This is a genomic window from Frigoribacterium sp. Leaf164, assembly GCF_001423665.1.
Lineage (GTDB): Bacteria > Actinomycetota > Actinomycetes > Actinomycetales > Microbacteriaceae > Frigoribacterium > Frigoribacterium endophyticum.
In genome coordinates this window covers 415,258-433,907 of the sequence record NZ_LMOX01000001.1, presented here as the reverse complement: position 1 = coordinate 433,907, position 18,650 = coordinate 415,258, and the positions used below count along the sequence as shown (strand labels likewise).

Sequence of the window (18,650 nt, the reverse complement as noted above, 5' to 3'; positions counted from 1 at the left end):
GCAGACGCGCGTCGACGGTTCAGGGAGCAGCGGCCGCCCGGGCCGGCAGCAGCCCCGCGGCGCGGCCCGCCCCTGAACGCTCGACGTCAGGCCGCGCTGCGGCGCCGCGGCCGACACGCGTCGACGACTCAGGGAGCAGCGGCCGCCCGCGGCGGCAGCGGGCCCGCGGCGCGGCCCGCGCCTGAACGCTCGACGCGGGACCGCGCGGCGCGGCGCGGCGCGCCCTAGGCGAGCACGCCGAGGTGCTCGAGCAGGATGCTCGTCCCGATCAGCACGAGCACGACGCCGCCCGCGATCTCGGCCGGGCGGCCCAGCGCCGAACCCACCTTCGCCCCGACGAGCACGCCGACGAACGTCAGCACCGCCGTCGTGACGCCGATCAGCGCGACCGACGCGCCGATCGACACCGGCAGGAACGCCAGCGTCACGCCCACCGCCAACGCGTCGATGCTCGTCGCCACCGACAGCACGACGAGCTCGCGCAGCGGCACCCGGTCGGCGTCGACGTCGTCGTCGGGGTGGGCCCGCGCGGCCTCCCAGATCATCTTGCCGCCGACCAGCGCGAGCAGGCCGAAGGCGATCCAGTGGTCGACGCCGGAGATCACCGGGGCGAACGCCGTTCCCAGCAGCCAGCCGATGAGCGGCATCAGGGCCTGGGCGGCCCCGAAGGCCAGGGCGATGACGACGGCGTTGCGCAGCGCCCGCGCCCGCAGGTGGAGGCCCTTGCCGAGGGCGACGGCGAAGGCGTCGGCGGAGACGCCGACGGCGATGAGGAGGAGGGCCCAGACGCTCACGGACGACCTTTCGAGGAGACGAGCACGAGGCGTCGTCGCCCGGCGGAACTCGACGATCCTGGCACGGCCCCGGGGGCTCGACTGCACGGAAAGGGCTGGTCAGGCATGTTCGACGAGACGAAATCCTGGGTTGGAGCAGCCGCACCGCAGCCGCAGCCACCCGCCGCACGCGCCGCCGCACTGCTCAGCGCGCGCGGACGTGCCGCCGCAGGACGGCCTCGAGCTCGTCGAGGTGCCGACCGTGCGGGAAGGCCGTCGCGACGTGCTCGCGCGCCCGCTCGCCCAGCCCCTGGTCGACCTCGCGCCACCCGAGGGCCGCGCCGACCGTCGCGGCCAGCGCCGCCTCGTCGCGCGGCGGCACGAGGAAGCGCGCGAACTCGCCGGTCAGCACCTCGGGCGCGGCACCGACCGCCGTCGCGACCGCGGGTCGCCCGGTCGACATCGCCTCGACCAGCACGCGGCCGAAGGCCTCCGGCTCGGCCGACGGCATCACGACGACGTCCGCGGCGTGCAGCAGCGGCACGACGTCGCCCTGCAGCCCGAGCCGCCGCCAGCTGCCCGGCGGCAGCGCGTCGAGGGCCTCGGCGACGGCCGCGTCGGGCTCGGGGCCGGCGAGCACGAGCACGGCCCGGCGCGGATCGAGCGCGAGCCTCCCCCACGCCCTCACGAGCGCGTCGACGCCCTTGCCGACGGTCAGCCGGCCGTAGGCGAGCGCGACGCGGGCGCCGGGCGCGAGGTCGAGCCCGAGCGCTCGACGCGCGGTCTCCGCCTCGGCCGGCCCGCCGAGGGGGTAATCGCCGGGATCGACCGCGTTGTGGACGACCGTGACGCGCTCGGGCTCGAGGCCCGCGGCCACCCAGACCGCCGCCATGTGGTGCGAGACGGCCACGAAGTGGGCGACCCCGGACATCACGAGGCGGGTCCGCTCGTAGTTCGGCAGGTGGTGCAGGTGCGCCACCACGGGCAGGCCCGCGGCACGCCTCGCCACCTGCGCCCAGACGATCTGCTCGGGGCGGTTCAGCCACAGCACGTCGGCCCGGGCCCGACGGGCCTCCGCCACCGACGGGCCGAAGGCCGCCAGGTCGCGGAGAGCGCTCCGCGGCGCCGCGTCGAACCGGAACGGCCCGCGCAGCGTCGCCCCGACGGCCTCGTAGGCCGCCCGGTGCTCGCCGTCGACGTGCCAGAGCACCGTCGTGTCGTGCCCGCGGGACGTCAGCCCCGTGACGTCCTGCAGGGTGCAGACCTCGACGCCGCCGACCGGCGCGAGCGTCTCGACGGTCGTCAGCACCCGCAGGGGCCGCCCCTCGCTCACGGCCGGGGCACGAGGGAGTCGCGGGCCGGGTCGCCGGCACCGCCCACGGTCGCCGGCGCGGTCGCCGGGCCGCCCGCGGCCGGGCCGGGGCGGTCTGCCCGACCTGCTCGGCCGCGCACGGGCCAGCTCGGCTCGTCGACCGGCGCGACCCACGAGCTCCGCCGCGCGGCGCGACGGCTCACGAGGTAGGCGCGGGGCCCGGACGGGTAGCCGCGCAGCTCGGCGAGCACGAGCGACCGCGGGTAGCCGTGGCCAGCGTCGCCGGCCGCGCCGTCGGCGCCGGCCGCGCCGTCGGCACCGTCAGGACCGTCCGCACCGTCGGCACCGGCGGCACCGGCGCCACCGTCGGCGAGGTCAGCACGGGCCGCGCCCGGGGCACCGGCCGGGGCGTCCTCGACGACCGGCCCCGCGCCTCCCCCGATGCGGCGCACGCTCTGGACGGCCATCGACCGCACCGCCAGGGGAAGCTGCCAGGCGAGGCCGAGCAGGTGCCGAGGGTCGCGCAGCACGAGCCCGGTGAGCATCGCCGTGAAGCCGAGGCCGTTGCCGCGCAGCTGGTGCAGCAGCTCGTCGGTGCCGCGGCGGTGCCGGTGGTGGACGACGGCGCCGGGCTCGTAGGCGATGCGCCCGCCCGTCCAGAGCACGCCCACGAGGGCCGCGAGGTCCTCGCCGCCGCGGGCCGGCGTGCCGGTGCCGAGGGCCAGGTCGAAGCCGCCGATGCGGTGCAGGGCGCTCCGCCGGAACGACATGTTCGCGCCGGCCCCGAAGGCGCCGACGCCGTAGACGGCGAAGCGCCGCACGAGCTCGCCGTCGGCCTCGACGCGGACGCGTGCTCCGGTGAGCAGCCCGCCCGCGGCCCGCTCCGGGGTGAGCACGAGCGGCTGCCAGGTGCGCTCGCCGCTGAACCCGCCGTAGTAGCGCTCGAACCAGATCTGCGCCGGGGTGTCGAGCTCGGCGGGCAGGATGAGCCCGGTCACGGCGTCGATCGACGGGTCGTCGACGTAGGGCCGCGTCAGCTCGCGGAGCCAGTCGGGCTCGACCCGCACGTCGTCGTCGGTGAAGACGACGATCTCGCCCCGGGCCTCGGCGACCCCGGCGTTGCGCCCGGCCGAGATGCCACGACGGGGCTCGTGGACGACCCGCACCCGGTCGCGCCCGGCGACGAGGCCGGGCAGCACGTCGTCGACCGGCAGCACGGGCCGGTTGTCGACGATCAGGAACTCCACGTCGGGGTGGTCGACCCGGGCGAAGCCGTCGAGCATCAGCTCGAGGTCCTCCCGACGCGCGACGATGGTCGACACCACCACGGTGACGCTCAGGAGGCGGTCGTCCGGGAGGCGAGGAGGTCGCGCCTGCTCCGCGGCGCGCGCCCCGGGCACGAGCGCGAGCAGCGGCGCGAGCCGTGCCCGCGTCGCCTCCGGATCGGCGTCGAGCGCGAGCTCGAGCGACCCCACGGGTCGGCCGTGCCAGGTCGCCACCACGAGGGCGGTCGCGTGCCGGTCGTCGGCCACGAGGTCGGGCAGGGGCCGGGAGAGATCGACGAGCAGCACCCGCCGGGGCGCCGGGTCGGCGGGGTGCGGGGCGCGGGTCACGGGGTCTCCTCGGGGGCGGGGTGCGGGGCGGGGTGCGGGGCGGGGTGCGGGGCGGGGTGCGGGGCGGGCTGCGGCGCGGGGGCGGAGCTGATGGCCGACTCGACCCGCGACTCCCCGGGGCCCTCGTCGGCGGGCTCGACCCGCGACTCCCCGGGGCCCTCGTCGGCGGGCTCGACCCGCGACTCCCCGGTGCCCTCGGGCTGGGGACCTCGGCGGGCCGCGGCCAGGCGGCGGAAGAACCACGGCAGGCAGGCGAGCGCGACGACCACGCGGCCGAGGTTCCACTCGAGGGTCTGGGGCAGCAGGGTCGAGGCGCCGGCGACGACGACCGTGGCGAGCACGGACCACAGCAGCGGAGCGGGGGCTCCGCGCCAGCTCGCCCGCGTGGGCAGCACGCGGAGCTGCAGCGCCGACAGCACCGAGTAGGCGATCACGGTCGCGACCGCCGCGCCGAGGATGCCGAGCAGCGGCACCAGCACGAAGTTCAAGCCGACGTTGACCGCCGCCGCCACAGCCGTGATGACGCCGATCGTGCCCGCCTTGCGCTCGATCGTGAGGAGGCGGCCGCTGGCTCCGCCGGCCGTCGCCGGGTAGGCGGTCAGGGCCACCACCCAGACGACCACGACGAGGCTCGTCGGGTCGAAGCTGGCCGGCACGAGGATCGGCATCGCGAACGGGGTGACCAGCGTGATCGCGAGCACCACGGGGTTCAGCAGCCGGTAGATCTCGTCGCGCGACCGGACGGCGAGGGCCGTCCGCTCGACCGCGTCGCGCATGCGGGCGAAGTGCGGCGCCCAGGCGTTCGACGTGAACGACAGCATCAGGATCACCGACGAGCCCACCACGTAGGCCACCTGGTACCGACCGACGGCGTCGGGGCCGAGCAGGCGCTGCAGCACGATCCGGTCGCCGGCGTTGAGCACGAAGTAGGCGAGGCTCGCGAGGGCGAGCGGCACGCCGAACGCGATCGCACGCCGGGTCACTCCGCGGTCGACGAGGCCCCGGAGGCGCGGGCGCGTCAGGACGAGGCCGAGCAGCATCGCGAGCGTCTGGCTGACGACGCTGCCCCAGGCGTAGGTGAGCGCGCCGCCCCCGAGCGTCAGCAGCAGGGTCAGGCCGATGACCTGGCCGCCGACGGCCGAGACGATGCTCGTCGTCGCGAAGGCGCGGAAGCGGTCCTCGGCGAGGAGGAGGGCGAGCATGACCTGGACGGCGGCGGACGGCGCCGTCCACAGCAGGACGACGAGGAGGAGGTCGTGGTCGGGGCCGAACCCGGCCGCCCCGGCCCACAGGGGCACGGAGACGAGGGCGGCTCCGGTCGCGACGAACGACACCACCAGGCCGACGGCGACGAGGCCGCGGGCGGCGCGGGCGTCGCCGTCCTCGGCGTGCTGCAGGACGAGGGCCTGGTCGAGGCCGAGCAGGGCCAGCACGCTGACGACCTGGAAGATCGCCTGCGCCGAGGCGAGCGCCCCGAAGTCCGAGACGCCGAGCAGGTGCGCGAGCACCGGCGACACGACGGTGCCGGCGACGAGCTGCAGCGACCAGACGACGACGTAGAGGAGGCCGCGGCCGAAGAGACGGGACTCGGCGGGGGGCTCGGGGGAGGTGGGTGCGGGGACGGGGACGGGGACGGGGACGGGGACGGGGACGGAGACGGGCGCTACGGGCGCGGCGGGGGGCACGGCACCGGCGGGCTCGGTCGCGAGGTGGCGCGGCGCTCGGGGCGCGCGGGTCGCGGGCGCGGGCTCGGCGATCGCGGGCGCGGCGATCGCGGGCCGGTGCTCGGGCACGGGCGAGGCAGCCGTCGGGCGTTCGGGGCGCCGGTGACGGTCAGGCGGGAGGGCCTGCATGGGTCGGGTCCTGTCGGGGTTCGGGTGGGCGCGCCCGACGTCGACGCACGGGGTGAGAGTGCGTCACGAGGCCAGGACGAGGGGTCGGCGTCCGGGTCGAGCGACGAGCCGACGCTATCCCATGGCCCCCTGAGCCACAACGCCCCGGACGGGGCCCCTGGCGCGGACCCGAGCCCGCGCCTCCTCGGTGTCCGCTCCTCGGCGTCAGCGCCGGTGTCCCCGGCGGGGCCGACCGGGGGACGGCGCCGAGACGCTGAGCCGACCGCGAGGACGTCCCCGGGCCGGCCCGTCGGGGGGGCTAGGCCGCGGCGGACTCCGTCGAGGCGACGACCGCGGCGACGACCGTGGTCAGCTGCTGGGCGACCTCGGCGTCGTCGGAGGGGTGGACCTCCGCGAAGCGCTCGATCGAGCCGGGGATGCTCAGCGTGACGTCGTCGAGCACGCGGGCACCGGCGATGCCGAGCGACTTGCGCGCCTCGTCCTGGGCCCAGACGCCGCCGAACTGACCGAACGCGCTGCCGATGACCGCGGTCGGCTTGCCGGCCAGGGCGCTCTCGCCGTAGGGGCGCGAGGCCCAGTCGATGGCGTTCTTCAGCACCGCGGGGATGGTGCCGTTGTACTCGGGGGTGACGACCAGCAGGGCGTCCGCCTCGGTGAGGGCGGAGCGGAAGGCGACCGCCGCCTCCGGCACGGACCCGGGCACGTCGACGTCCTCGTTGTAGAAGGGGAGCTGGGCGATGCCGTCGAAGACGGTCAGGGTCGCACCGGCGGGCGCGACCTGCGCGGCGGCCTCGGCGAGCTGGGCGTTCGTGGAGCCGGAGCGCAGGCTGCCGACGAGGACGAGGACGGTGGTCATGGGTTCTCCTTGGGTGGGGGCTGCGGACGGTGACGCGTCACCGAGGTACTACCCGGCGGGGGCGGGGGGCATTCCCGCGGGCTGGCGAGGCAGCCGTTGTCGGCGGGTCGCCGGGGTCGCCGGGGTCGGCGGCCGGGGTCAGCGGCCGGGTCGGCGGCCGGGGTCAGGCGTGGCGGATCGTGCTGACCACGTCGACGAGGCTGGGCTGCGCCGGAGCCGAGCCGAAGCCGAAGCGCACCGGCGGCGACAAGGGCGCGAGGGTGCCCAGGTGGCGGTCGCCGTCGCGGACCTCGGCCGCCGTCACGTGGCGGGCCACGGTGACGCCGTAGAACTCGCGGCGGCCCCCGCCCGCGGTGCCGGCCGTCCGGGCTCCCCGCACGAGCAGCCGGGCCACCGGGTCGACGAGGCGGAGCCACGCCGGCCGCGTGGCCAGCCCCCGCGGGACGAGCCGGAGCAGCATGCCGAGCGCCGAGACGCCGCCGACGGTGAGACGCACGTCGAGGTCGCCCGCGGTGATCCGCAGGCCGCCGTCGACGCGGTGGACGGCGACGGGCACCACCCGCACCTCGTCGAACGTGTACGTCGACGACACGTACTCGGCGATCACCTCGGTCGGGGCCAGCAGCGTCCGGTGGCCGTCGGGCGACTCCACCATCACGTCGCTGAAGCGCCCGAGCGGGGAGCTCTGCCACATGCCGACCACGACGCGCGTGCCGGAGGTCGTGCCGATGCCGGCGATGCGGCCGGTGAAGCGGTCGTCTGTGCGGGGCATGGCGGCGACGGTACGCCGCCGCGCCTGCGGACTGCTGAGCGTGCGGCCTCGTCCTGGTGCGGCAGCGTCCGGGTCGGGCCGCTGGGCTGCGGGGCCCCCGCCGCCGGGCCGCCGCGCCGCCGCTCGGCGTCGACCGTTCAGGAGGCAGCGTCGGCCCGTCCCGGCTCAGCGCCCGCGCGTCGGCTCGCCCCTGAGCCATCGACCGACCTGCCCCTCCGTCGCGCCCGTCGCCCCCGCGAGGTCGGCGACCGTCGCGCCGTCCTCCACGGCGGCGAGCGCCAGCCCGGCCCGCTCGGCCGTCAGCCGTCGCGTCGCCCCCTGCAGCTCCCGCAGCTGCTCGACCTCCTCCCCCGCCGTCAGCACGACGGGGAACGCGTCCGCGTCGCGGCGCTGCCCCTCGGTCGACCCCGCCCAGGCGGCGAGCCACGACCGCACGACCACCCGGCGCACGCCGACGCGGGCCGCGACCCTGACGGGCGACGTGCCGGCGTCGACCAGCCGCGTCGCGAGCAGCCCACGCACCACGGGCAGGGCGGCGAGCTCGCGGTGCACGGCCGCGACCGCCTCGACCAGCAGATCGACGTCGGGGTCGTGGGGCACGGGCGTCCTCCCTGTCGGCCGGCTCGTCGAGGTGTCGAGCGATCAGGAGCGGCACGCTCCTCCACGACGATCCTCCCCCGGATCAGCCCCTCGCTCCTGATCCCTCGACGCGAGCCGCCCGGGCCGACGACTGCGCGCCTCGCCGCTCAGTACCCGGCGTCGACGTCGACGACCCCCTCCGGGGCGCCACCGCTCGCGAGCGCCTCGACGTTCGCCCGCACCCGCGCCTGGAACAGCGGGGCGGTCATCTCCTCCGTGTTGGCCTGGTGCGGCGTGACCAGCGCCCGCGGCTCGCTCCACAGCGGGTGCCCGTCCGGCAGCGGCTCCGGGTCGACCACGTCGAGCCCCGCGCCGCCGATCCGGCCCTCGGCGAGCGCCTCCACGAGCGCGTCGGTGTCGACGAGCGCTCCCCGGGCGATGTTGACCAGCACGGCCGTGTCGCGCAGCAGCTCGAGCTGTCGTCGGCCGACCAGGCGCGTCGTCGCCTCGGTCAGGGCGGCCGCGACGACGACCACGTCCGCGTCGGGCAGCACCTCGTCGAGCTGGTCGGTCGTCACCGTGCGCTCCGCTCCGTCGACCTCGCGCGCGGTGCGCACCACCATCGTCACCCCGACGTCGAAGGGCTGCAGCAGCCGCAGCAGCTCCGTGCCGATGCCGCCCGCGCCGACGATGACGACGTGCGCCCCGTTCAGCGAGACGCCGCGCTGCTCGGACTCCCACGAGGAGGCGCGGGCCCTGATCTGCAGGGAGCGCAGCGTCGCCAGCACCAGGGCCAACGCGTGCTCCGCGACCGGGGCGCTGTAGGCGCCCTTGGCGCTCGTGAAGACGAGCCCCTCCCGCCGGGTCGCCCGCATCGTCTCGACGTGGACGTCCACCCCCGCGCTCGGCAGCTGCACGACGGCGACGCCGGGGTGCTCGTCGATCGCCCGGCGCAGCTCGCCCTGGTCGATCGAGCCCGCGACGACGATCATCCGGGTGTCGTCGCCGAGCGGCACCTCCCGGGCCCCCGACTCCTCGAGGGCCCGCCGGGCGGGCTCGGCGCCCCAGGCGTCGGCCCCGGTCGAGGCGGCGGGCAGGACGGTCACGGCGACGCTGGTCATGCGTCAATCTATCGATCAGGTCACGACCCCGTCCGGGGGGTGCCCGCGGTGGCAGAGTGTCGTCGTCGCACGGGGCCGCGCCTCCTGCGGCACGAGGCGCGGGTCAACGGCGATCCGCGTCTCCTCTCACCANCGGCAGGGCGCCACGTGGCGCCCGACGCGCCCGGCGAGGGCGACGGACCCGGGCGCACGACGGCCCCGACGACAGTTGTCGTCGGGGCCGTCGTGGTGCTCAGCGGACGCGGAGCCAGACCGTGGTCTCCCCCGGGAGCTGCGCCGCGCCTCCGGCCGGCGTCTCGACCGGACCGCTCGACAGCAGGACCTCGCCCTCGGGCAGGGCCGCCGCCTCCGTCGAGAAGTTCGTCACCGAGTGCCAGCCGTCGTGGCGCGCGAAGTGAACGACCGCGGGGTCGTCGTCGACCCAGGTGAGGTCCTCGCCGCGCTGCAGCTGGTGACGGAGCGCCAGGNGCACGACGGTAGAGCGACAGGGTCGAGTCGGCGTCGCCCTCCTCGACCGAGACGGCCGAGTCGGCGAACCAGGCCGGCTGGGGCAGGTGCGGCTCGTGCGTGCCGAAGCCGAACGCGGGCGACGAGGTGTCCCACGGGAGCGGGACGCGGCAGCCGTCGCGGCCCTTGAGGCCGTGCTCGGTGCGGATCCAGACCGGGTCCTGCAGCTGGTCGTCGGGGATGTCGGCGACCTCGAACAGGCCGAGCTCCTCGCCCTGGTAGACGTAGGCCGAGCCGGGCAGGGCCAGCATGAGCATCGAGGCGGCGCGGGCGCGACGCAGGCCCGTGGCGCGGTCGAGCTCGGGCGAGGTGCCGCCCGACAGGAGGAAGGCGTCGCCGTCGGTCGTCGCCGGCAGGCCGTAGCGCGTCGCGTGGCGCACCACGTCGTGGTTCGACAGGACCCAGGTGCTGGAGGCGCCGCTCTCGGCCGCGAGCTCGAGGTTCGACTCGATGATGGTCCGGAACTCGGCGGGGTCGAACTCGGCCCGGGTCAGCTCGAAGTTGAAGGCCTGGCCGAGCTCGGTCGGCCGCGCGTAGAGCGAGACGCGCTCGCGGGCGACCCAGGCCTCGGCGACCGCGGTGCGGGGCGGGTCGTACTCGTCGAGCACCTCGCGCCACTCCTGGAAGATCTCGTGGACCTCGTCGCGGTCGTACAGGGGGTCGCTGCCGTCGGTGGGCAGGCCGAAGTCCTTCGGGTTGGCGTCGCGGAGGGGCTCGACGAGGTCCTTGGCGAGCCCGTGCGCGACGTCGACGCGGAAGCCGTCCACGCCCCGGTCGGACCAGAATCGCAGGGTGGCCTTGAAGTCGTCGCGGACCTCGGGGTTGCTCCAGTCGAGGTCGGGCTGCTCGGGCGCGAACAGGTGCAGGTACCACTGCTCGAGGGTGCCGTCGGGGCGGGTGAGCCGCGTCCAGGCGCTGCCGCCGAAGTTCGACGGCCAGGTCGACGGCGGGGTGGCGCCGCCGTCCAGCCCGTCGCGGAAGACGTAGCGGGCGCGGGCGGGGCTGCCGGGCTCGGACGCGAGGGCCTCGCGGAACCAGACGTGCTGGTCGGACGTGTGGTTCGGCACGATGTCGACGATGACCTTGAGGCCGGCTCCGTGCGCGGCCGCGACCATGTCGTCGAAGTCGGCCAGGGTGCCGAGCCGTGGGTCGACGTCGCGGTAGTCGGCGACGTCGTAGCCGCCGTCGGCGAGCTCGGACGGGTAGAACGGGCTCAGCCAGATCGCGTCGACCCCGAGCTGGGCCAGGTACGGCACGCGCGAGGTCACGCCGGCGATGTCGCCGAGGCCGTCGCCGTCGGAGTCGGCGAAGCTGCGCGGGTACACCTGGTAGACGGTGGCCTGGCGCCACCAGTCGGCGTCGGCGACGGGGACCTCGGTGGGGGTGGCGTCCGTGTCGGTCATGGGGCTCCTCGGGGGGGTCGGAGTGGTCGTGGTGGGTGGTGCGGGTGGTGCGGGTCGAGCTCTCAGGTGCGGGCGGCACCCCGCCCGGGGTGCGCGGCCCGGCGGCCGGTGCCTCCTGAACGCTCGACGCGGCGGCGGGTGACGAGCGGCGCGCAGCTCGCGCCGCCGCACACGACCGCCGACGTGCGCGGACGTCGGTGACCGCGCTTGCACAGCCTAGGAACGGCCCCGGATCGTCGTCAAGACGAGCAGCTCCACCCGCAAGAAGACGGACCTTCATCCAGTCGACGGTGTAGCGAGCCTGGTCGGGCCTCAGTTGCCGCCGGAGATGAGATCATCTGTGCAAGCGCTTGCACCAACCGAGGAGGAACCATGGCCGACGAGACGAGCAGCACTGCACCCGAGTCCCCGCGGGTGCCCACCATGGACGACGTGGCCGTCGCGGCGGGCGTGTCGGTGGCGACGGTGTCGCGCGCCCTGCGGGGGTCGCCGAAGGTGAGGAGCGAGACCCGCCGCGCGGTGGTCGACGCTGCCGAGCGGCTCGGGTTCGTCGTCTCGCGGACGGCCTCGAGCCTCGCCACGGGCAAGGTGCGCCGCGTCGCCGTGCTGATCGGGGCGCCGCTGACCGACTGGTTCAGCGGCAGCATCCTCGACGGCATCTACGACGTGCTCCGCGCCGCGGGCCTCGACCTCCTCCTCTACCGGGTGCACGACCGCACCGAGCGCGAGGCGTTCTTCGCGGCCCTCCCGGCGCGACGCAACGCCGACGCGGTGATCGTCGCCTCCTTCGCCCTGTCGGACGCCGAACAGGCGACGCTGACCGCCCTCGACATGCCCGTGGTCTACCTCAGCCAGCGCGTCGCCGGGCACCCCAGCGTCGGCATCGACGACCTCGCCGCCGGCCGGACGGCCACACGGCTGCTGCTCGGCCTCGGCCACCGGCGCTTCGTCTACCTGCGAGCCGCGCCCGACCGCGACTTCCGCTGGAGCGCCCACGAGCGGGAGGCGGGATGGGCCGCGGAGCTGGACGCCGCAGGAGTCGCCGCGTCGGAGCGGAGCCTCCTCGAGCTCGCGGCGGGGTCGGGGCTGGGCGACGAAGCCGCGGCGCGCCTCCTGACGGGTCCGCTGCCGGTCGCGATGCTCGCCGAGGACGACGACCTCGCCCTCGGCGTGCTGGCGTCGCTCGAGCGACTCGGCGTGGACGTGCCCGGCGACGTGTCGATCGTGGGGTTCGACGGGCAGCGACGGGCTGTGGACGCCGGGCTGACGACCGTGTCGCAGCCGGTCGCCGAGCTGGCTCGGCTCGCGGCGGAGGCGGCGGTCGCCCTCGCGACGGGGCCGCGGACCACGGCACCGCCGGAGGTGCACGAACTGCCGACCACCGTGGTGCTGGGGCGCACGACCCGTGCTGCTCCCGCTGAGGGCCGGCGGGGCGACGCGTCGAGCGGTCAGGACGAGCGTGCGGCTCGAGGCACGGGGGGCCCGCCCGGCGCCACGACGACCTGATCCGTCGACCGGTGCGGGGTGCCGCCGGGTGCCGAGGAGCCGGGGTGCGGGGCGCCGGGTGCCGAACGGCGCGCGCCGCTCCCTCCCCCGCCGTCGCTGCGTGCGGATCGTCCCCAGCGCCCGGTGCCCGCCGCCGCTGTCGCGCGCAGCTCGACCAGGGTGGGCGGATGCACACAGCAGACGTCGTCGAGGTGATCGAGGCCGCCGGCGGGTTCGCCACCCGTCGGCAGCTGCGCCGAGCCGGCGCGACCGACCGCGACCTCACGCGGGCGGTGAGGTCGGGTGACCTGCACCGCCCCCGGCTCGGCTGGTACACGAACCTCCCCCGGGGCGACGCACGAGTCGTGGCGGTCAGCGTGGGAGGACGCCTGACGGGCGGGTCCGCCCTCTTCGAGCTGGGGGCCTGGATGTGGGAGCGACCGCCGCTCGTCACGGTGTCGGTCCCTCCCCATGCCTCGCGCCTGCGCCACCACAGGTCGAGCCGGGTGGTCTACGACGACGGCGACGTCAGGAGCCGCGGTGGAGTCGCGATGGTCGACGTGCGGGACGCCCTCGTGAGGGCCGTGCTCGAGGAGTCCTTCGAGATCGCCGTGGCGCTCCTGGACTGGGCGCTGCACGGAGGGCGCATCACGTCGCGCGATCTCCGCGACATCGCCGCCCGGCTGCCCGCGGACGCCCGCGGCGTCGTCGACTGGGTCGACGCGTCGAGCGAGAGCATCCTCGAGAGCGTGGTGCGGGTCCGCCTGCGTCAGGCGGGCTTCCACGTCACCTCGCAGGTGCCGAACGGCTTCGGCGAGCGCACCGACCTCGTCGTGGAGGGCGTCCTCGGCATCGAGACCGACGGTCGTCGGTGGCACGCCCAGCGCTTCGACCGCGACGCGGTCAAGGACCTCCGCGGCTACGTCGCGGGCAGGATCCCGATGCACCTCAGCTACGCGGTCGTGCGGTACGACTGGCGCCAGGTGCTGGACGCCGTCGAGGCAGCCGTCGCGCTCCACCGCCGGGGCGGTCGACGTCGCCGCCCGCCCCGGGACGCCTCGCGCCCCGTGCCGCCGTCGGCACGGGGAGCCGGGCGCCGGGCGTGGCGCCTGCCCCGGCGCCCGTCGCCGCTGGCAGCCGCTCACCGGGGTCGGCCGCCGAGCGCGGGAGGGCCACCGAGCCCAGGGCGTCCCGCTCCGAGCCCGGCACCCGGGGCACGGGGGCGACCCGGCGCGACGCACCCGGTGCGGGCGCGCACGGCGGCGTCGCCCTAGGCTCTCTGGGCGAGCCGACCGGCCCACCCGAAGGAGACCATCGTGACCGACGCCATCACCCCCGGCGCGCCCGACCCCCTCGCGTCGCCCACGGAGACGACCGACGAGATCAACTTCCGCACCCGCAAGTGGGTCCGCCCCGAGGACCTCAACGCGAACGGCACCCTGTTCGGCGGCAGCCTGCTGCGCTGGATCGACGAGGAGGCCGCGATCTACGCGATCCTCCAGCTGGGCAACGGTCGCGTCGTGACGAAGTACATCTCCGAGATCAACTTCGTGTCGAGCGCCGCACAGGGCGACCTCGTCGAGATGGGCCTCCGCGCGACCGCCTTCGGCCGGACGTCGCTGACCATGCGGGCCGAGGTGCGCAACATGGTCACCCGCCAGAGCATCCTGACGATCGACAAGATGGTCTTCGTCAACATCGGGCCCGACGGCGCCCCCGCTGCGCACGGCTTCGCGGAGATCACGTACGACCGCGACCGGATCCCGACCGGGTCGCTCAACAGCCAGGGCTGAGGCCCACGGCCGCTCGCGGGCTCCCGCCCGCGTGCGCCGTCGCATCGTCACGTCGTCGCGTCGTGGCACCGTCGCGTCGAGCGTTCAGGTGACGCTCGCGTCTCGGGCGTCGCCCGGGCGAGCGACGCAGCCGCTACCTGAACGGTCGACCAGCGCGCGGCGGCCGCTCCGCCCCGACCGCTTGTCGCCTCCGCCGCGTTCGGGCACCATGGCTCCGTGCCCCTCCTCACCGCCGTCTGCCGCGTCGACCGCCTCCTGCCCGACTCCGGCAGCGTCGGCGTGACCGCGATCGACAAGCGCCCACTCGACGTGCCCGTGCCCGTCAAACCGCTCGGCGTCTGGGGCGACGTCCAGGCCAGCCGCAAGCACCACGGCGGCCCCGACAAGGCCGTCTACGCCTACGCCGACGAGGACGCGCTCCACTTCGGCGACCTGCTCGGCTACGAGGTCACGCCCGGCCTGTTCGGCGAGAACCTCCGCACCTCGGGCCTCGACGTGACGGGGGCCGTCCTCGGCGAGCGCTGGGCCGTCGGCGACGGCCTGCTCCTCGAGGTCACCATGCCCCGCACCCCGTGCGCGACCTTCCAGCGCCGGCTCCGCGAGCCACGGTGGGTGGCGCGCTTCCAGGCTGAGGGCCGCCCGGGCGCCTACCTGCGGGTCGTGAAGTCGGGGCCCGCCGCGGCGGGCGACCAGATCGTCGTGGTGTCGCGCCCCTCCCACGGCGTCACGATCGGCGACTGCTTCGCCGGCCTGACGCCCGAGGCCGCGCGGTCGCTCCTCGACGCCGACGAGCGGCTCTCCGACGTGGTGCGCGGCATCGCGACCAAGGTCGTCGACCGCGACTCGGTGCAGTCTCTGCAGAAAAGTTGACCCTGGGCGACTAGTCGTGCGAGAGTAGCGCCTCGTGTCCTCCATCCGTCTCTTCGTGCTCGACTCGTTCGCGCGCCACGGAGACATGCACGGCCACCAGCTCCGGCTGCAGGCCGAGCAGGAGCACGTGCACTTCTGGACGGACGTCTCGGTCGGCGGCCTCTACGGCGCCATCAAGCGGCTGGCCGCCGAGGGGCTGCTCGCCCCGGTCCGCACCGAGCGCGAGGGGTCCTTCCCCGAGCGCCAGGTCTACGGCATCACCGACGCGGGCCGCGCCGCACTCGACGCGTCCCGCCGACACGCACAGGACGAGATCGTCCTGCGCCCCGACCCCTTCGACCTCGCCCTGACCCGCGTCGACCCCGACCGGGTCGACGAGCTCCCCGCCACCGTCCGGCGCCGTCGCGCCGAGCTCGAGCGGCTGCTCGCCGAGTCCGCCGACCACCGTCGACGCGCCGACCCTTGGCTGTCCGTCGCCGAGAAGCACGCCCTCTCGCACCGTGAGCACCGCCTCCGAGCCGAGATCAGCTGGCACGACACGCTGATCGAGGCCCTGCCCGGCATCGTCGCGGACGAGGAGGCGGGGGCCAGGCACGCACTGACCGGCAGGCCCTCGTCGGGCTGACCCGCGACTCCCCCTCACCGTCGACCACGACGCCCCTGCTCCGCCCGCTGCGCGCTCCGCGCCGGGCACACTCACCGCCGCCCCCACGGCACGGAAGGCCCCCATGACCGACGCACCCGCCCGCCCCGGCGCCGCACCCGCCGTGCCTCGTCACGCCTGGTTCGCCCTCGTGGCGCTCCTGCTGGGCATGTTCATCGCCCTGCTCGACACCACGATCGTGAACGTCGCCCTGCCCACCATCCGCACCTCGCTCGACGCCTCGGAGTCGACCCTGTCGTGGATAATCTCGGGCTACGCGCTGGCGTTCGGGCTCACGCTCATCCCGGCCGGCCGCATCGGCGACCGGATCGGCCACAAGTGGGTCTACTTCACCGGCGTGCTGCTGTTCACGCTCGCCAGCCTCGCCTGCGGCGTGGCGACGAGCGACGTCCAGCTCGTCGTGTTCCGCGTCGTGCAGGGCCTCGCGGGCGGCATCTTCGTGCCGGCCGTCACCGCGTTCATCCAGCTGCTCTTCTCCGGCCGGTCGCGCGGCAAGGCGTTCGCCATCATGGGGGCCGTCATCGGCGTCTCGTCGGCCCTGGGGCCGATCATCGGCGGGCTCATCATCCAGGCGTTCGGCGACGAGAACGGCTGGCGCCTCGTCTTCTTCGTCAACCTCCCCTTCGGCGTCGCGACGCTGATCGCCGCAGCCATCCTGCTGCCGAAGCGCGACGAGTCGCTGCCCCGCCCCGACAAGGGCCTCGACTGGATCGGCCTGGTGCTCGTCTCGGCCGCGTTCGTCGCGCTGCTCGTCCCCCTCATCCAGGGCCAGGACGAGGGCTGGCCGCTCTGGACCTACCTGACCATCGCCGCGGGCGTGCTGCTGCTCGCCGCCTTCGGCGCCTGGGAGGTCGCGTACACGAAGCGCGGCCGCACCCCCCTCGTGCCCCCGAAGCTGTTCTCGCACCCCTCCTTCACCGGCGGCGTCGTGCTCGCCCTCGTGTACTTCGCGGCCTTCACCAGCATCTTCTTCACGATCTCGCTGCTCTGGCAGTCGGGCCTCGGCAACAGCGCGCTCGCCTCGGGCGCCGTCGCCATCCCGTTCGCGGTCGGCAGCATCATCTCGTCGTCGCAGAGCAACCAGATCGCCCAGAAGCTCGGCCGCAACGTGCTGGTGCTGGGCACGGCGCTCGTCGCGATCGGCCTCATCTGGATGTGGCTCGTGCTGATGACCACCGAGGCGGCCGATCTGACCAACTGGCTGCTGCTCGCGCCGCTGCTGATCGCGGGGCTCGGCAACGGGTTCTTCATCGCGCCGAACGTGCAGTTCATCGTCGCGACCGTCGACCCGCAGGACGCCGGCTCGGCGAGCGCCGTCATCTCGGCCATCCAGCGGATCGGCTCGGCCGTGGGCATCGCCATCATCGGCAGCGTGCTGTTCGGGTCGCTGCCCGGCGGGCGTGAGCTCGCCACGGCGGCGGGCCGGGCGACCGGCTTCACCGACGCGGCCGCGGCGGCCATGGGGGTCAGCGCGGCGTTCGCGGTCGTCGCCTTCCTGCTCGTGTTCGCGCTGCCGCGGCGCGTGTCGCACGGTCGGCCCCCGGCCGGCGCGGGCGCGGAGCGGGCGGAGAAGAGCCCGGCGGGGTCGCGCTAGCGGGTCGCTCGACCGGCCGACGGCCCGCCGACCGGAGTCCTCTCCGGGCGGCGGGCCGTCGGCGTCGAGGGATCAGGGGCGAGCCGCCCGGCGGGGGCGGAGACGGCCCAGGCGGCGCCTCCCTCCTGAACCGTCGACGCGGGAGGCGCGAGAACGGCCGGCGCCCCGACGCCACGGCGCCCGCGAGGCCCACCGAGCCCCGTCCGGGCGTTCCCAAGCCTTCCGGTCCACACTGGTCCGATGCCCCTCGCTCCCCCGACGACATCGACGCGCCGTGACCGCGTGCTGCCGCTCGACGGTCTGCGGACGGTCGCCATCGCCTTCGTGGTGCTCTACCACCTGCACGTGCCCGGCTTCGGCAGCGGCTTCGTCGGGGTCAACGTCTTCTTCGTGCTCAGCGGCTACCTGATCACGACCCTGTTGGTCGGCGAGCGGGCCCGCACCGGCCGCATCCGCCTCGGCCGGTTCTGGCTGCGCCGCGTCCTCCGCCTCTACCCGACCCTGCTCGCGGTGGTCGTGGTCGGCCTCGCGCTCTGGTGGCTGATCGGCGACTACCAGGGCTCGACGATGAGCGCCCTCGGCGCCGGCCTGGTGGCGGTCACCTACACGGGCAACGTCGCTCGGTCGTTCCTCGGCGAGTCGCAGGGCGTCTTCTCCCCCATGTGGAGCCTCTCGATGGAGGAGCAGTTCTACCTCGTCTGGCCACCGCTCCTCATGCTGCTCTTCGCGCTGAAGGCCGCCCGCCGCGTCGCCGTGGCCGTGCTGGCGGCCCTCGTGGTCGCGTCGGTGGTCGCCTCGGGCGTCCTCTTCGACGCCCCCGCCGGAGGCGCCACCCCCGACATCTACTTCAGTCCTGTCCTGAACGTGGCCCCGTTGCTGCTCGGCTGCGCCCTGGCGCTGGTGCTGGGGTCCGACCGCGGCCGTGCGGCGTTCCAGGGCCGGTTCGGCACGGTCGCGACCTGGGCCGGCCTGGTCGGCGTCGTCGGCTCGTTGGCCGTCATCGGCAGCGGCTGGCAGCAGCAGGTCACCACGTTCACGGTGATGCTGCCCGGCGTCGCGGTGGCCTCGGCCCTGCTCATCGGCGGTCTCGCCTGCCGCCCGACCCTGCCGGCACGGGTGCTGTCGCTCGGGCCGGTCGCCTGGTTCGGCCGGGCTCTGTCGTACCCGATCTACCTCTGGCACGTCGTCTTCATCGCCCTCATCGAGCCGGTCGTGCCCGGTGCGCTCGGCACCGTGGCCGTCATCGCCGCGGCCGTGGCGACCGCCTGGCTGTCGCACCGCTTCGTCGAGCAGCCCGCGCTGCGCCTCAAGGACCGGTTCGAGCCGTCGTCGACCCCGACCCGTGAGGAGTCCGGACGGGCGGAGGCTGCTCCCGCGACGTCCGTCGCCGCCGAGACGCGCCCGCGCGTCGACGCCTAGGCGCTACCGCCACCGACGCCGTCGCTGCCGCGAGCG

Annotated in this window: 15 protein-coding genes and 2 pseudogenes; 7 read left to right on the top strand and 10 right to left on the bottom strand. The window is 75.4% G+C overall.

Annotated features, from left to right (window positions below; genetic code table 11):
• Nucleotides 1-224 precede the first annotated feature (224 nt).
• The 10 genes and pseudogenes from ASF82_RS01950 to ASF82_RS01910 form a co-directional block, all read right to left on the bottom strand.
• Nucleotides 225-794 (bottom strand): manganese efflux pump MntP family protein, encoded by a 570-nt coding sequence (locus tag ASF82_RS01950; protein ID WP_056052713.1) that lies wholly within the window; start codon nucleotides 792-794, stop codon nucleotides 225-227.
• Between the two features lie 184 nt (nucleotides 795-978).
• Nucleotides 979-2,082: a glycosyltransferase family 4 protein gene (locus ASF82_RS01945; RefSeq protein ID WP_162240247.1), complete on the bottom strand. Its 1,104-nt coding sequence runs from the start codon at nucleotides 2,080-2,082 to the stop codon at nucleotides 979-981.
• Nucleotides 2,083-2,102: 20 nt separating this feature from the next.
• Nucleotides 2,103-3,698 (bottom strand): glycosyltransferase, encoded by a 1,596-nt coding sequence (locus tag ASF82_RS01940; protein ID WP_056052704.1) that lies wholly within the window; start codon nucleotides 3,696-3,698, stop codon nucleotides 2,103-2,105.
• The gene (locus ASF82_RS01935; protein WP_162240246.1) at nucleotides 3,695-5,491 is read right to left on the bottom strand and encodes a lipopolysaccharide biosynthesis protein; all 1,797 of its coding nucleotides are present in this window, start codon (nucleotides 5,489-5,491) and stop codon (nucleotides 3,695-3,697) included. Before ASF82_RS01935 ends, ASF82_RS01940 begins: the two co-directional genes overlap by 4 nt.
• A gap of 358 nt (nucleotides 5,492-5,849) precedes the next feature.
• Nucleotides 5,850-6,407: an NAD(P)H-dependent oxidoreductase gene (locus ASF82_RS01930; RefSeq protein ID WP_056052694.1), complete on the bottom strand. Its 558-nt coding sequence runs from the start codon at nucleotides 6,405-6,407 to the stop codon at nucleotides 5,850-5,852.
• Nucleotides 6,408-6,570: 163 nt separating this feature from the next.
• Complete coding sequence (locus ASF82_RS01925; protein ID WP_056052692.1) at nucleotides 6,571-7,179, bottom strand: hypothetical protein; 609 nt, start codon at nucleotides 7,177-7,179, stop codon at nucleotides 6,571-6,573.
• Between the two features lie 165 nt (nucleotides 7,180-7,344).
• Nucleotides 7,345-7,779 carry a hypothetical protein gene (locus ASF82_RS01920; RefSeq protein ID WP_056052690.1) on the bottom strand — a complete coding sequence of 145 codons (435 nt, stop codon included), beginning with the start codon at nucleotides 7,777-7,779 and terminating at the stop codon, nucleotides 7,345-7,347.
• Between the two features lie 146 nt (nucleotides 7,780-7,925).
• On the bottom strand, nucleotides 7,926-8,879 hold the full coding sequence (locus ASF82_RS01915) for an NAD(P)-dependent oxidoreductase (RefSeq protein ID WP_082514228.1): 954 nt from the start codon (nucleotides 8,877-8,879) through the stop codon (nucleotides 7,926-7,928).
• A 232-nt stretch (nucleotides 8,880-9,111) separates the two neighbouring features.
• A pseudogene (locus ASF82_RS15990) lies at nucleotides 9,112-9,346 on the bottom strand (DUF3459 domain-containing protein); the annotation flags it as partial.
• 1 nt (nucleotide 9,347) lies between these two features.
• Nucleotides 9,348-10,711: pseudogene (locus tag ASF82_RS01910) on the bottom strand (glycoside hydrolase family 13 protein); the annotation flags it as partial.
• A gap of 450 nt (nucleotides 10,712-11,161) precedes the next feature.
• Here ASF82_RS01910 and ASF82_RS01905 point away from each other — a divergent pair.
• The 7 genes from ASF82_RS01905 (at nucleotide 11,162) to ASF82_RS01875 (ending at nucleotide 18,614) form a co-directional block, all read left to right on the top strand.
• The gene (locus ASF82_RS01905) at nucleotides 11,162-12,295 is read left to right on the top strand and encodes a LacI family DNA-binding transcriptional regulator (RefSeq protein WP_056052687.1); all 1,134 of its coding nucleotides are present in this window, start codon (nucleotides 11,162-11,164) and stop codon (nucleotides 12,293-12,295) included.
• Between the two features lie 167 nt (nucleotides 12,296-12,462).
• Nucleotides 12,463-13,548, top strand: a complete 1,086-nt coding sequence (locus ASF82_RS01900) for a type IV toxin-antitoxin system AbiEi family antitoxin domain-containing protein (protein WP_056052684.1) — start codon at nucleotides 12,463-12,465, stop codon at nucleotides 13,546-13,548.
• A 54-nt stretch (nucleotides 13,549-13,602) separates the two neighbouring features.
• Nucleotides 13,603-14,067: a hotdog domain-containing protein gene (locus ASF82_RS01895; protein WP_082514417.1), complete on the top strand. Its 465-nt coding sequence runs from the start codon at nucleotides 13,603-13,605 to the stop codon at nucleotides 14,065-14,067.
• A gap of 216 nt (nucleotides 14,068-14,283) precedes the next feature.
• The gene (locus tag ASF82_RS01890; RefSeq protein WP_056052681.1) at nucleotides 14,284-14,937 is read left to right on the top strand and encodes an MOSC domain-containing protein; all 654 of its coding nucleotides are present in this window, start codon (nucleotides 14,284-14,286) and stop codon (nucleotides 14,935-14,937) included.
• Between the two features lie 34 nt (nucleotides 14,938-14,971).
• The gene (locus ASF82_RS01885) at nucleotides 14,972-15,562 is read left to right on the top strand and encodes a PadR family transcriptional regulator (protein ID WP_056052676.1); all 591 of its coding nucleotides are present in this window, start codon (nucleotides 14,972-14,974) and stop codon (nucleotides 15,560-15,562) included.
• A 103-nt stretch (nucleotides 15,563-15,665) separates the two neighbouring features.
• Nucleotides 15,666-17,195, top strand: a complete 1,530-nt coding sequence (locus ASF82_RS01880) for an MFS transporter (protein ID WP_056052673.1) — start codon at nucleotides 15,666-15,668, stop codon at nucleotides 17,193-17,195.
• 240 nt (nucleotides 17,196-17,435) lie between these two features.
• Nucleotides 17,436-18,614, top strand: coding sequence for an acyltransferase (locus ASF82_RS01875; RefSeq protein ID WP_082514226.1), 1,179 nt, complete (start codon nucleotides 17,436-17,438; stop codon nucleotides 18,612-18,614).
• The last annotated feature ends 36 nt before the right edge of the window (nucleotides 18,615-18,650 follow it).

Bases quoted from the DNA above. Each gene is read 5' to 3' on its own strand.
- ASF82_RS01930 (WP_056052694.1), bottom strand. From the start codon at position 6,407: ATGACCACCGTCCTCGTCCTCGTCGGCAGCCTGCGCTCCGGCTCCACG.
- ASF82_RS01925 (WP_056052692.1), bottom strand. From the start codon at position 7,179: ATGCCCCGCACAGACGACCGCTTCACCGGCCGCATCGCCGGCATCGGC.
- ASF82_RS01915 (WP_082514228.1), bottom strand. From the start codon at position 8,879: ATGACCAGCGTCGCCGTGACCGTCCTGCCCGCCGCCTCGACCGGGGCC.
- ASF82_RS01905 (WP_056052687.1), top strand. From the start codon at position 11,162: ATGGCCGACGAGACGAGCAGCACTGCACCCGAGTCCCCGCGGGTGCCC.
- ASF82_RS01900 (WP_056052684.1), top strand. From the start codon at position 12,463: ATGCACACAGCAGACGTCGTCGAGGTGATCGAGGCCGCCGGCGGGTTC.
- ASF82_RS01880 (WP_056052673.1), top strand. From the start codon at position 15,666: ATGACCGACGCACCCGCCCGCCCCGGCGCCGCACCCGCCGTGCCTCGT.
- ASF82_RS01875 (WP_082514226.1), top strand. From the start codon at position 17,436: ATGCCCCTCGCTCCCCCGACGACATCGACGCGCCGTGACCGCGTGCTG.